The following is a 12,780-nucleotide window of genomic DNA, read 5'->3' as shown; positions in this document are numbered from 1 at the left end:
GTCCGGCAGGTCGGAAACGAGGGCCATTCTCGTCGCGACGAGAGGCATGACAAACGGTATCGAAAGACACCTACCACTTAACCGTGTCCGTCACATATTTCGCCTGTGAGTGAAGAATCAGGGCGTCGGAACCTCCGAATGCCAAACAAGGACGAGATGTTCGCGGTCGTCACCCAGCACAACGGTGGCAACCACGTACAGCTCCGATGCAACGACGGAAAGGAACGGATGGGACGTATTCCCGGCCGCATGAAATACCGAACGTGGATCGAAGAGGGCGACATCGTCCTCATCGAGCCGTGGGACTGGCAGGACGAAAAGGCCAACATCGAGTGGCGCTACACGAGTCAGGACGCGGACCAACTCCGTCGCGAAGGCCACATTCAATGACGCCTTCGGCGAACTGAAACGGACCTTCTCACCGTCGATTCCGGGACATAGGGTTACGTAGCGGTCGATTTTTCGCCGCAGAGACGACGCTAGAACTTTAGTCGTACAGTGCAATCGCGGGAATTGTGAGCAAGATTCGCCCCGGAGAGTTGGACGAGCGTCTCGACGACCCCGACGCGCCGTACGTCCTCGATATCCGGCCACGGGAGGCGTATCAGTCGAACCATATCGACGGTAGTCACAACCTCCCGGTGTACGAAGACCTTCGGAAGGGGAACGACGGCGAACTCCGTCGCCGTCTCGACGAGATACCGCGCGACCGCCCCGTCGTGACAGTCTGTAAAATGGGTGTCGTCGCCACGCGCGCAACCGGCCTTCTCGCCGACGAGGGGTACGACGTCACGACGCTCGCGGGCGGCATGAGCTGATGGGGCGGCTATCGAGCAGGGTCGTTCGGCCATCGACTTCGGTCGGCACTCTGGCGACTGTTCTGAACGCCGTAGTGGAAACAAAATTCGTTTTCGCCGGAGTTCTCCACGGAGCTATCGCTCTCCGAGAAGGTGTCGAAAGAAACGAAAATACGCCCTGTCGCCGTGTGGCGACGGTGCGAAACGCTCTATTTACTGTCGAACGACGTTCTTCGCGCGCGGGCCTTTGGGGGCCTGCTCGATGTCGAACTCGATCTCGGTACCTTCCGTGAGGTCCTCGCCGCCAACGTCTTCCATGTGGAAGAAAACGTCCTCGTCCGCGTCGTCAGTCTCTATGAAACCGTAGCCGCCTGTGTCGTTGAAGAAATCAACTTTACCGTTTGCCATTACAACTATACACAATCCCACGACACGGTTAAGGGTTCCGCATTCGTTTTCAAAAAATCAATTTTTTTAGACGGATACTCTATTACGAAACCGTATTTTGGTCACATGGCCACGTATGATGGGTTATTCGTGTCTTTGGTGGCCGATTCGGCATAACGAACCCTGACTTCCGTGATATCCACAGATTCGTTGTATTCGTGTGGTATGTCTTCTCAGTACACCGTTCTCGCGGTATCTCGAATCGGTGCGCGAGTGCAGTGAAAACGGTTCGGAAGCCGTTATCGCACACGCCACGCGAGGACGGCCACCGAACCGAGGAGTGTGATACCTCCTACGAACAGCCACCAATCGGGACCGTCGCTCTTCTCCCGTGGTCTGCCGACAGGCGTCGTCTCGCTCGTCTCCGTCGCTTGGACCGTCGGTGTCATTGTCAATGTGGCCGTGGTCGTCGCCGTCGGCGTCCGGGTGGTCGTTCGAGTCGTCGTCGGGGTTCTATCGGTTTCCGAGAAGGCCACGGTTCCAGCGGAGGTGTCATCGACGGCGATGCCGTAGGTTCCGGGTCCGCTGCGCGTCACATCGAACGTGACCGTCACCGTCTCTCCCGCCGGAACGGTGACGATTCGCTCCGTCAGCACCGTCCCGTTGGCGGTCACGGCGAGCGATTCGTTCGCCAGCCAGTTCCCGCGGTTCGTCACCGTCGCGGAAACCGTAACGGGCGTCCCGACAGCAGCGGACGGCTCCGAAAGGCTCGCGCCCGTTACCGAGAGGAGGTCCGCGTCTCGGAGGCCGACGGCGAACACCGAGAGACCGGGGGAGTCCGCTCGAACGACGTAGGAATCGTCGGTTTGGCCGATGACGCTCGTTGGGAGGGCGTTCCAGTGTCCGCCGTGATAGCGGTACACCACGGCGTCGGTGGCGTCCATGCCGACGTCCTCGAAGCGACGTGAATCGATATCGAACGTGAGGCCAGCGCCGTCGATGTCGGAATCGCCCACCGAGTGGTCGATTTCGACGAACCCGACCGCGTGGCCCGCGAAATCACTCGCCTCCCCGAGGCGGTCTGTGGAGGCGTTGACGGTCAGGTCGTAGTTCATGGACCGTTCGACGGTGAGGTTCAATCGACTGAGGTTCACGCCGCTCGACCCGGTGCCGTTGTCGAATCCGACGCCGACCTGTTGGTTCGCATCGGCATTTTCCACGGTGACAGCGGTCGTTTCGTTCGCCCCCGGCGTGACGGTGACGGAGAGTTCCGGTTCGGGCGAAGTGTCTGTGTCCGGGGAGTCGTCGGAGGTTCCGCCGGAGCCGTCGCTTCCACTGTCGCCATCCCCGCCACTACTGCCACCGCTTCCACCGCTCCCGCTGTTTCCATCACCGCTCCCACCGCTCGATTGCGACGTGTCGACGGTGACGCTCGCCACCTCTCCCGACGCCCCGTCGCTGCTCTCGTTGTCGAGGGCCTGGTCCAGCGTCGCGATGTACGTCCCGTCCGTGCTTCTGTTGTGGGTCGCGGTGTAGGTCGTGCCGTTCACGGTGAAGTCGGCGAGCGTGAGCGTCGCGTTCTCCGCGCCGAAAATCGAGACGTGAACGGCCGAGAGCGGTTCCGAACTGTCGAAACTGACCACCATCCGCCTGTCGGACGGATTCGTGGCGACGAAGTTCGAGACGGTCGGCGGACCGACGTGCAGCGTCACGTTGTCCGTCTGCCCCGCCGTCCCCTCGTTGTTCGCGGCGTCCGCGAACTCGACGACCGTCACGTCGTACTCCCCGTCCGTGCTCCCGTTGTAGGTCGCGGTGTAGGTCGTGCCGTTCGCAGTGAAGTCGGTGAGCGTGAGCGTCGCGTTCTCCGCACCAGAGACGCCGGTTTCGAGGGTCGAGAGCGATTCGGAACTCTCGATGCGAACCCGAATTTCGCCGCCGCCCGGATTCGTGGCGACGAAGTTCGAGACGGTCGGCGGAGTCGCGTCCACGGTGACGGACCCGGACTCGCCGCCCGCGCCATCGTTGCCCACGGCGTCGAGGACCTCCTCCAACGTCGCGGTGTACGTCCCATCGACGCTGCCTGTATACGTGACGACGTACGACCCGTCACTTTTCGACGGGTTGTTTTTGGTCAGCGTGGCCGTTTCGGCACCGGAGATGGAGACGCGAACGGACGAGAGCGATTCCGAACTGTCGAACTCCACGCGAACCTCCTGACGCGTCGGGTTCGACACGGAGACGTTGGAAATCGTCGGCGGCGTCGTGTCGATACCGAGGGAGTCCGTCTGCCCCGTCGTGGCATCGTTACCCGCCTCGTCCGACGCGTCGACGAGCGTCGCGGTGTAGTTCCCGTCGGACCCCACATCATACGTCGCGGTGTACGTCGTCCCGTTCCGTGAGAAGTCCGCCGACGTGGAGTTGAAACTCTCCGCTCCCGAGACGGCGACCGTGAACGAGCCGAGGCGTTCGTCGCTGTCGAACGCGACCGTCAGGTTTCTGCCGTCCGGATTGCGCAGGTCGAAGTTCGAAATCGTCGGTGTGGCCGTGTCGATGGAGACGCTCCCGAACTGCCCGGTCGACCCGTCGTTACCGGCGTCGTCCACCGCTGTGTTCAGCGTCGCGGTGTAGTTCCCGTCGCTGCTTCCCGCGTACGTTACCGCGTAGGTGTACGTGCCGTTTCCGTGGTCGGTCTCGGCGAAATCCGAAATCGTCAGCGTCCCCGACTCGCTCCCCGAGATGGCGACGGCGATGGTCTGTAACCGTTCGTCGGTGTCGAAGGAGACGGCGACGTCCTGTCCGTCGGGGTTGGACACGCTGTAATCGTCCACCGTCGGTGCCGTCGAGTCGATGACAAACGTCGCGTTGCTCGCGTCGGTTGCGACGTTACCGCTCGTGTCCGTCGCCCTGACGCGAACTAACACGGACGCCGAATCGACGGCGGGAACCGTCCAGTCCTCGCTCCCGTCGTTCGGCGTGTCGGAGTCGACGGCCGTCCAACTGCCACCGCCGTCGGTGCTGTACGCGATGGAAACCGTATCCACGCTCACGGAATCCGTTGCGGTCCACTCGATGGACGTCGTCTCCCCGCCGCGGACGGTCGTTCCGCCGTCGGGGGCCGAGATGCTCACCGCGGGTGCCGTCTCGTCGACCAATACGGTCTCCGCGTCACCGGTCGCACCGTCGGTCCGCCCGTCGTCGGCCGTGACCAACTCGAACGTGTAGTTTCCGTCGGTCCCTCCGGTGTACGTCGCCGTGTAGGTGTATCCGCCATCCCCGTCCGGAGTCGCGGCGAAATCGCCCGTCGTCAGCGTCGCGTTGTCCGCGCCGCTCACCGTAACCGCCACCGTGTCGAGTTCGTCGGTCGAATCGAACGATACGTCCACGTCCATGCCGCTGCCCTTCGTCGCCTCGAACTCGCTGACGAACGGCGGCACGTCCACGTCGAATTCGAAGTCGGTCGCTCCGCCGTTCCCGACCGTATCGCTCGCCGAGACGTTCACCGTGACGGTACCGTTCGGGAGAGTCGGCACTCCGGTCCCCGCCGGGTCGATGGTAAGCGTCCCGCCGCTCAAGGAGACGCCGTCGGTGCCGGTTCCCCCGCTGAACAGTTGCCCGCTCGTGTTTCGGAGCGTCACCAGAACGCTCCCCGCGTCCACGTCCGTCGTCGCGTCGGCGATGTCCACGTGAATCGCCGTCAGGTTGTCCGTCACCGTTCCGGTCGGACCGGCGTTTTCGAACGTCGGGGGCGCCGTATCGACGACGAACGAGAAGTCGGTCGCGTTCGCGTTGCCCGCCGTGTCGTTCGCCGAGACGGTGACGTTCACGTCACCATCGGCCAGCGTGATTCCCGCCGCGGATGGGTCGACGGTGAGCGTCCCACCGCCGTAGCTCACGCCGCCGTGGCCCGTCCCGACGGCGTCGATTCGGGTCCCGTTCGCGTCCACCACAGTGACCCGAATCGACGCCCCATCGACGCTCCCGGTCGTATCCGCGATATCGACCGAGAGAACCGTCCCGTCGTCGGTGACGGTCGTCGCGTCCGGCGTCGGATTTCCGAACGACGGCGGGGTCGTGTCCACGGTTACGGTATCGGACTGCCCCGTCGCCCCATCGTTGCCCGCCGCGTCGTTCGCGGCGTCTAACGTGGCCGTGTAGGAACCGTCGTCCCCTCCCGAATACGTCGCGGTGTACTCGTACGGGCCGCTTTCGCTCTCGGTGAACGAACTCAGCGTCGTCGTCCCCGAGGGCGTACCGAGGGAGACGGACGCAGAATCGAGGGATTCGCTGGCGTTGAACGACACCGAGACCGTTCCACCGCCCGTGTGAGCCACGTCGAGTCCGGTTATCGACGGCGTCTCGGTATCGACCGAAACGGACCTGTTCGCCGTCACCAATGCGTTTCCGAGGGCGTCCGCCGCACCCGTCACAGTGACGTTCCCCGTCGTCGTCTCGTCGTCGTCCGCTATCGTGACCGTTCCCGTCCACGCCGTGTCGCTGTCGAAACTTCCGTTGACGGCGTACGTCCGGTTGAGGTCTACGAGTTTCACCGTCGGACTTACGCTCCGATTCATGTCCTCGTCGAAGGTGACCGTCACGGGTTGTCCGGTTCCGGCGTCGACATCGTTGATTTCGCCGTCACCGACGGTTATCGACGACACGTTCGGTCGTTTCGTATCCTTCGTCGCCGTGGTCGGTGCAGTGTACCCCTCCGTGTTCGGGTATCCGCTGTCGAGTGCGAGCGCGGACACGGTAATCGACCCGTCGTCCAACGAGGAGACGTCGAGGCCGGTGACGTTCACGGTCTCCGTTCCGGGAGTGATACTCCGGTTTTCGACCACCGTCGTCGTTCTGTCCGTCACTTTGACGCTCACCTCGTCGGCCTCCGAATTGGCGACGAGGTTCACGGTAACGTCGTAATCGTTCCGATTGCTCAGCGTGACGTTCGCGGCGTCGGTCGAATCAGGTTTCGCCGGACCCGTGGTGTCGACCTGAAACGCGTTCGAACCGTCCGCAGTCATCACGTTCCCTACCGTGTCCGCCGCATCCGAAACCGCGATAGTCGCCGTCCTCTGTTCGTTGTCGTCGACGATAGTCACCGTCCCCGTCCACGTCGTCGTGTCGTCGAAACTCCCGCTGACGGCGTACGTCCGGTTGAGGTTCGTCACCTCCACCGTGGGAGCGACGCTCCCGTCGACGCTCTCGTTGAACTCGACGGTCACGGTCTGTGCGGTCCCGGCGTCGTAAGTCCCTATCGGCGCGTTCGTGATGCTGGCGTCGGTGACCGTCGGACGGCCGGTGTCCTTGGGCACGCTCGCCAGTCTCGAAGCGCCGTTCGAGTTGCCGCCGTAGTCGGTGAACGTCGCGTCGATAGAGACGCTCCCTTCGGAGAGGGCGGTGGCGTCGATGCCGCCGAACGTGACCACGTCACCGCTCGAATCGGGGTCGGTTCCGTTCGCGACCTCCGTACTGGTCGTTATCGCTCCTCCGTCGAGCGACAGTCGAAGCGTCCCGGCCTCGTGGTCGTCGGGTAACGTTACGGAAACGTCGTAGCTCCCCTGATTGCTCGCGTTGATGGCGGACGGGGACGCGTCGGTCGGGGCGTCCGGTTCCACCGTATCTCGAAGTGACTTCGCAGTCGTCCCCGCAGCGTTTCCGTACCCGTCGTACACGCTCCCCGTCTTCGCGGCGATGGTGTCGTTTCCGAGGTCGGTCGCCGAAACGGCGGCGTCGAACGTCACCGTCGCCGTGTTCGTCCCCGCCGTGTGATTCACCGAACTGATGCCCGTCGCACCGCCCCCGTTGCCGTCGCCGAACTGGAAATCCCCGGCAAAAAGAGCGGTGCCGGAGTCATCGACGACGCTTTCGTTGAACGTGAGAACCGCCGTATCACTCCCGACCGCCGTCTCGACGCCCTGCAGTCCGGGCGGAACGGTATCGACCGTCACCGTGTCGCTCAGTTCCGCCGCGGACTGGTTGTCCCCCGCATCGTTGCCGACGGTGTCGTTCGCCAGCGTGATTTCCGCAGTGTAGTCCCCGTCGTTGCTTACTCCGTAAGAGGTGGTGTACGTGTGCGTCCCGTTGTCACTCGTTTCGGTGAAGTCGCTCTTGACGAACGTCGCGGACTCCTCACCGGTGAGCGAGACGGAGGTCCAGTTCAACTGCTCGTTCGTCGTAAAGGAGAATTCGAGCGTTTGTCCCGACGGGTTCGTGAGGTTCACGTCGCTCACCCACGGAGGACTGGCATCGATGGATATCTGCGCCGATGTCCCGTTCGTCAAGTCATCGCCGGCATCGAGCGTTCCGTCTGCAAACGTCGTGCCGTCGATGGCGTACACTTGGTACGTCCCGTCCAGACCGGCGGTCTTCCCCCCTGGAAACGTTCTGTCGAACGACGGTGTTCCCACCGAGATGTTCATGTACTGTTCGCCCGCGGTGTACGCTCCGTTGCCGTCTTCGTCGATGACTACGTACAAGTAGTCGCTACTGGTTTCGTGAAAGCCGAAGTAGTCGAACGAGTTCCCGGGAGCGATTTCCGTATCCTCCGAAGCTATCGCAAAGCTGGTTACGGCCGCTTTGCCCGTCTCCGAGAGCGGAACGACGCCCAGAACGACCGACAGCAGTACCACCGTTGCCAGAAGGACCGCACGAGTACGGCCGTGATTTCGTGTCATGGTTGTGAATGGGGGAGTGTGGCGCAATTATCAGATTCGATACTAAAGACCGGTTCATACGCAGCAATCAGCGCAGATACAAATCTGTTGGGGAATCCCGTCGGTCGAATAGTTACAATTCACATCGAAACTTTGTCACTGTCTTCGAGCGCTCCCGAACCGTTCCGCTGTGTCCCCCATCGTGGTACGAATTTGTGCCCGAATTCCCGGTCGTTTCCGCGTGATTTCGGCAAATTCCCATATGCGCATCCGACGACGTCGAGATATGGATGACGACGACGAACCGGTCCGGTCCGATGAACGACTCTGCGCCCCCGAACGGGTCGGAGACGAATGGGACGACTACGGACGGATGGTCGGGACGTCGGGACGTGAACTGGATTGACTCGGCGACGGCTAGTGGGGTCGAGACCTCCGGCACTGTGAGCCTACAACTCGATGTGGCGGTCAACCAACTACTCTTCGTACTCGATTACGTACGATAGCGGCAGTAGCGGACTTCAACAGAATTCTCGGCGATAGTTCGGCCTCGGCACTCATAGGGTTCGTCACGACCGGCCGCCACGCCGGTTCGGAACGCCGTTCTCGTCATCGGCCGTTCGACCCTACTTCGCTCCGGCACAAAAACCCACCACTCCCGTTCCCACAACACACATTTCCCACCCCGCCGTCGTTCAACTATGGCAGACGTTCTTCCCGACGAAGCCGAAATTCTCCTCGCCGAGGAGTCGGTGATGGCGCACCTCGCGACCTGTTCCGACGGACGACCACACGTCGCGCCGGTGTGGTACCACTACGACGACGGGACGGTGTCGATTCTCACGGGCGGGAGAAAATTAGCGAACATCCGCGAGAACCCGCGAGTCGCCGTTTCCATCCAGAAGGACATCGCCGGAGAGGCGGAGTGGAAGGTCACGATGTTGGGGACGGCCAGCGTCGTCGAGGACGCGGAAGAGACGCTGAAGGCCGTCGAACAGATCAACCCGCGCTACGGTGCGGAGGCGGACGCCTACCCGGAGAACACGTTAGTCAGAATCGACGTGGGGTCGGGGACGTTCATGCGGTACTGAGTTTTCGCTTACTCGATTCGCTCCCGTGCGGCGGCGACGACCAGTGGAAGCGTAATCGTCGCGTCGGCGTAGACGGAGACGTTTCGCGCGGCCTTTTCGAGTTTGCCCCACGACCGCGCCTCGTCCAGTGTGGCACCGGAAAGCCCGCCGGTCTGCGGCGGGTCCATCGTCAACTGGACGGCGTACTCGTAGGCCTTCGGCGAGACGAGCATCGTCTGGAGAACGTAGTTCTTCGGGACGCCGCCGCCGACGACCATCGCGCCTGCGCTGTCGGCCTCGAACGCGAGGTCCGTGAGGTGGGTCATGTCTGCCAGTGCGTCCAACCGGAAGTCGGAGGTCTGGGAGTACATCCACGCCTGCAATCCGAGGACGGAGTCCTGCACGGCGGGGCAGTAGATGGGGACGTCGTTCTCGTAGGCCGCCGCCGCGATTCCGGCGTCCTCCTCGATGCCCTCGCGTTCGTTTACCTCGCTGTTCGCGCGGCCGAGTTCCTCCGTCATGCGCTGGATGGTGACGGTCTCTTCGATGTTCGGGAACACCTCGGAGCGGAGGTGGGACTCGAACAGCGCGAAGTGTTCCTGTGGCAGGTAGACGTTGTAGATTCGGTCCACCTCCTCGTCGCGCAGTTGCTCGTCGTGCTCGCGCATTGATTTGCCGTCCCGTTCGTCGCGGCCGTGTTCACGCGAGTTTTGCGAGTGTGAGCAAGAAGGGCGTGCCCTTCCGTGATGATGTTTGCCGCCGATGCCCTCGATGGCGTCGTGGGTGAGGTTCGCGCCCGTCGTCACAAGCGCGTCGATATGACCGTCTCGGATGAGGTCCGCGACGATTTTTCGCATTCCGGTCGGGACCATCGCGCCCGCGAGTCCGAAGAAGGTGGTCACGTCGTCGTCCAGCATCTCGGCGTAGATGTCCACGGCTTTATGGATGTTCGCCGCTCCAACCCCCGCGTTCCCGTACTCGTCGGCCAGTTCGCCGACGGTCATCCCTGCACGCACTTCGGCGTGGGCTATCGGGTCGTGACGGAACTCCTCGCGGTGAACGTGATGTTCGTGTTCCGTGTGTTCTCCATGCTCGTCGTGATTCGCCTCGTCCTGGTGCCCGTCGTGGTCGCCGCGCTCATCGTGGTCAGCCATACGCCACAGTGTCGGCTACAGACGATTGAATCCTCGGTTAGAAACTGTGTTGCCGACTGCCACGAGGGCGCGCGTGACGCGAGGTCAAGGGCCAGAGACGCTTCGATTAGCCGTAACCGAAGTTCGGCTATCGGGGCCGGTCGGCGGCGGCCCGTGTCCGGCGAGACCGGAACGTGACCTCGATGGTTCCGGCAGTCCTCTCGGGCCGTTGAAACCCGCAGGACACGTCCGTTTCCTCGTCGTCTCCCCTTTTAATACCTCCTGTTTGGACGAAATCGTATGACGAATCACGAAAATTCAGCACGTCGACGTAAGTAGTTACAGACCGCCGCGAAAGTAGTTGTAGCGGACGACGAGGGTAGTTGTAGCCGAAGAATGCGTAGTTACAGACCGGTTGGCGCGTCGATGAAGGTTGTCACCATCCCCCACTCTTGGCTTAGGGATTCGAGCGACTGCACGCCGAACGTCTCCGTCGCGTAGTGGCCTCCGAGGACGACGTTCAATCCGGTCTCCCGCGCTTCGTGGTACACCTTCCCCTTCCCTTCGCCCGTAATCAGCACGTCCGCGTCGACTTCGACGGCCTCGTCCAACCAGTCCGCACCGCTACCGGTGACGATGGCGACGTGTTCGACCGTCTCGGGTCCGAAGTCGAACTCCCGAATCCCCTGCCCGCCGGTGTCGAGTTCGTCCGCCAGCAGGTCGCTCAGCTCCTCCATCGTCAGTTCACCGTGGCCCTGTTGGCCGATGTGCTCCGGTCCCATCCGACCGAACGGCTCGCGCGATTCGAGACCGAGGAGGTCGGCGATGCCCGCCGCGTTGCCGAGTTCGGGATGGGAGTCGAGCGGGAGGTGCGAGACGTACAGCGCCACGTCGTTCTCGACGAGTGGGGCGAGTCGCCGGTAGTCGCGGCCCGTCACGCGTTCGATGCCGCCCCACGAGAGTCCGTGGTGGACGACCAACGCGTCCGCACCCCATTCGACGGCCTCTTCGATGGTCTGTTCGGCGGCGTCCACGGCGAACGCGACGCGTTCGACGGAGACGGATTCCGGGTCGTCCGGGCCGACCTGTAGCCCGTTCGCGCTGGCGTCGATGTCGGAGAAATCTCCGGTTCGAAGTCGGTCGTCGTACCGTCGGACGAGTTCGGCGAGATTCATACCTGTCCCTCGTCGTTCCGGCGGCTTGTATGCCCCGGCTTTCGAACCGTCTGCCAGCACGGTTAAGGCGGAGTGCGGACGATATTTACTTCCCCATCTCGGGGAAAAGCGACAATAGAGGTGTTCGATCATGAGCAAGTTCCGTAAGGCCATGTCTACGTGGCGACGTCTTCCACGACGGTTCAGGCGACGTATCATGCGCAAAGTACGGCGCACGCTCTAACAGCGCCTTTTCCGCTTTTCGGGACAGATTCGATGACGGAGAGAAATCTCTGGGATCTATACTCGTTCACCGTTCTTCGAAAAACGACTGCAAACACTCGTTTCGAATCCGATTCTCAGGCCGTCTTTCCGGCGTGTGAGAACACGAACTCGCGTAACAGCTTTCCGCCGAGGGAGGCCGCTTGGCCGTCGTCGCGGTCGTTCACCTCGACAACATCGAAACCGACGATATCCGCCGTTTCGGTCACGTCGCGCACCACATCGCGCATCTCCCGCGAGGTGAGGCCGAACGGTTCCATCGTGCCGGTACCGGGAGCGAACGCGGGGTCGGCGCCGTCGATATCCACGCTGAGGTACGCGCTCCCGTCGAACTCGGGTGTCCAGTCGCCCACGTCTCCGGGCGGTACGACGGTCACGTCCGATTTCGCGGCGCGCTCCCACTCGTCCTCGCTGCCGGTTCGAGCGCCGAGGATTACGGCTTCGTCGGCGACATCGAGGACGTGTCGGGTAACGGTCGCGTGGCTCAACGAGTTGCCGTCGTACTCTTCGCGCAAGTCGAGGTGGGCGTCGAGACAGACGAACACGTCGGGGTCGGTCGCGCGAACGGCGGCCCCCGTAACGGTGTGTTCCCCACCGAGGAGCAGGGGAACGGCGTCGTCCCAAATCACGTCGGTGACGACGCCTTCGAGGTACTCCAGATACTCCTCGGCGTCGTCCCACGCGTACACGTCGCCGTGGTCGTGGACTGAACAGTCGGAAAAACACTGCCCGGTTCGGCGGTCGTAGTCGTCGAAGGTCCGTGCGAATTTACGGATTTCGTCGGGACCGAACCGCGTGCCGGGCTGAAACGTGGTGGATACGTCGAGCGGCGCACCCACCACCACGAAGTCCGCATTTCCGCGGTCGGTAGACGCGCCGGGAAACATTTAGCGTTCGATCTTGCGCTGCTCTTCCATCTCGAGGTATTCGATGGTGTCGTCGGGCGAGATGTCCATTCCCTCGGGCGTCTTGATGGTGATGGTTTCGTAGGTGTCGAGGTCCATGACCTGTGCGACGGTTTCGCTCTCGACGCTGACGACCTGTCCCTGTTTGCGGTTGATGATCGGGACCCAGATCTTCGCGTCGACGGGCTGGCTCAGGCTTCGCTTTTTGTCGTCGAAAACGCCTTTGCCCTCGATTCGAGCTTTCGCACTGCCGTGTTTGCCGGGCTTTGCCGTGCTGTAGGATTTGATGACACACGCGGCGTCGTCCATCATCAGGTAGTTCCCTTCTTTGAGTTCGCGGACTTCCTTTTGCTCTTTCGCCATATCGCGGAATTGCCCTCCCGGCGGTATAAACCGTTTGGA

The 12,780-nt window shown here is 62.4% G+C and carries 9 protein-coding genes and 1 pseudogene; 4 read left to right on the top strand and 6 right to left on the bottom strand.

Annotation, left to right across the window (positions count from 1 at the left end):
* The first annotated feature begins 105 nt into the window (after nucleotides 1-105).
* Entirely contained in the window at nucleotides 106-390 is a 285-nt protein-coding gene (gene eif1A, locus AC1XDK_RS01575; RefSeq protein WP_483348023.1) for a translation initiation factor eIF-1A, read from the top strand.
* Nucleotides 391-515: 125 nt separating this feature from the next.
* A pseudogene (locus AC1XDK_RS01570) lies at nucleotides 516-884 on the top strand (rhodanese-like domain-containing protein).
* Between the two features lie 126 nt (nucleotides 885-1,010).
* On the opposite strand, the gene AC1XDK_RS01565 reads toward AC1XDK_RS01570, so the two are convergent.
* Both AC1XDK_RS01565 and AC1XDK_RS01560 read right to left on the bottom strand, forming a co-directional pair.
* Nucleotides 1,011-1,205, bottom strand: a complete 195-nt coding sequence (locus AC1XDK_RS01565) for a cold-shock protein (protein ID WP_007977946.1) — start codon at nucleotides 1,203-1,205, stop codon at nucleotides 1,011-1,013.
* A gap of 278 nt (nucleotides 1,206-1,483) precedes the next feature.
* Complete coding sequence (locus AC1XDK_RS01560; protein ID WP_483348022.1) at nucleotides 1,484-7,855, bottom strand: PGF-pre-PGF domain-containing protein; 6,372 nt, start codon at nucleotides 7,853-7,855, stop codon at nucleotides 1,484-1,486.
* Nucleotides 7,856-8,535: 680 nt separating this feature from the next.
* Between AC1XDK_RS01560 and AC1XDK_RS01555 the strand changes: the two genes are divergently transcribed.
* A complete protein-coding gene (locus AC1XDK_RS01555; protein ID WP_483348021.1) occupies nucleotides 8,536-8,925 on the top strand; it encodes a pyridoxamine 5'-phosphate oxidase family protein in 390 nt (129 codons plus the stop codon).
* Nucleotides 8,926-8,933: 8 nt separating this feature from the next.
* Here AC1XDK_RS01555 and AC1XDK_RS01550 read toward each other — a convergent pair whose 3' ends face one another.
* A complete protein-coding gene (locus tag AC1XDK_RS01550) occupies nucleotides 8,934-10,058 on the bottom strand; it encodes a deoxyhypusine synthase (protein WP_483348020.1) in 1,125 nt (374 codons plus the stop codon).
* Nucleotides 10,059-10,131: 73 nt separating this feature from the next.
* On the opposite strand from AC1XDK_RS01550, the gene AC1XDK_RS01545 reads away from it, so the two are divergent.
* Nucleotides 10,132-10,341 (top strand): hypothetical protein, encoded by a 210-nt coding sequence (locus AC1XDK_RS01545; RefSeq protein ID WP_483348019.1) that lies wholly within the window; start codon nucleotides 10,132-10,134, stop codon nucleotides 10,339-10,341.
* A gap of 100 nt (nucleotides 10,342-10,441) precedes the next feature.
* On the opposite strand, the gene AC1XDK_RS01540 is transcribed toward AC1XDK_RS01545, so the two are convergent.
* From AC1XDK_RS01540 to AC1XDK_RS01530, 3 genes are all read right to left on the bottom strand, one after another.
* Nucleotides 10,442-11,212 carry a Nif3-like dinuclear metal center hexameric protein gene (locus AC1XDK_RS01540; protein WP_483348018.1) on the bottom strand — a complete coding sequence of 257 codons (771 nt, stop codon included), beginning with the start codon at nucleotides 11,210-11,212 and terminating at the stop codon, nucleotides 10,442-10,444.
* A gap of 338 nt (nucleotides 11,213-11,550) precedes the next feature.
* Nucleotides 11,551-12,360 (bottom strand): agmatinase, encoded by an 810-nt coding sequence (gene speB / locus AC1XDK_RS01535; RefSeq protein WP_483348017.1) that lies wholly within the window; start codon nucleotides 12,358-12,360, stop codon nucleotides 11,551-11,553.
* Nucleotides 12,361-12,741 carry a translation initiation factor IF-5A gene (locus AC1XDK_RS01530; protein WP_483348016.1) on the bottom strand — a complete coding sequence of 127 codons (381 nt, stop codon included), beginning with the start codon at nucleotides 12,739-12,741 and terminating at the stop codon, nucleotides 12,361-12,363.
* Between the last annotated feature and the right edge of the window lie 39 nt (nucleotides 12,742-12,780).

It is taken from the genome of Haladaptatus sp. HS23, assembly GCF_056892285.1.
This window is presented reverse-complemented; position numbering and strand designations above follow the sequence as displayed.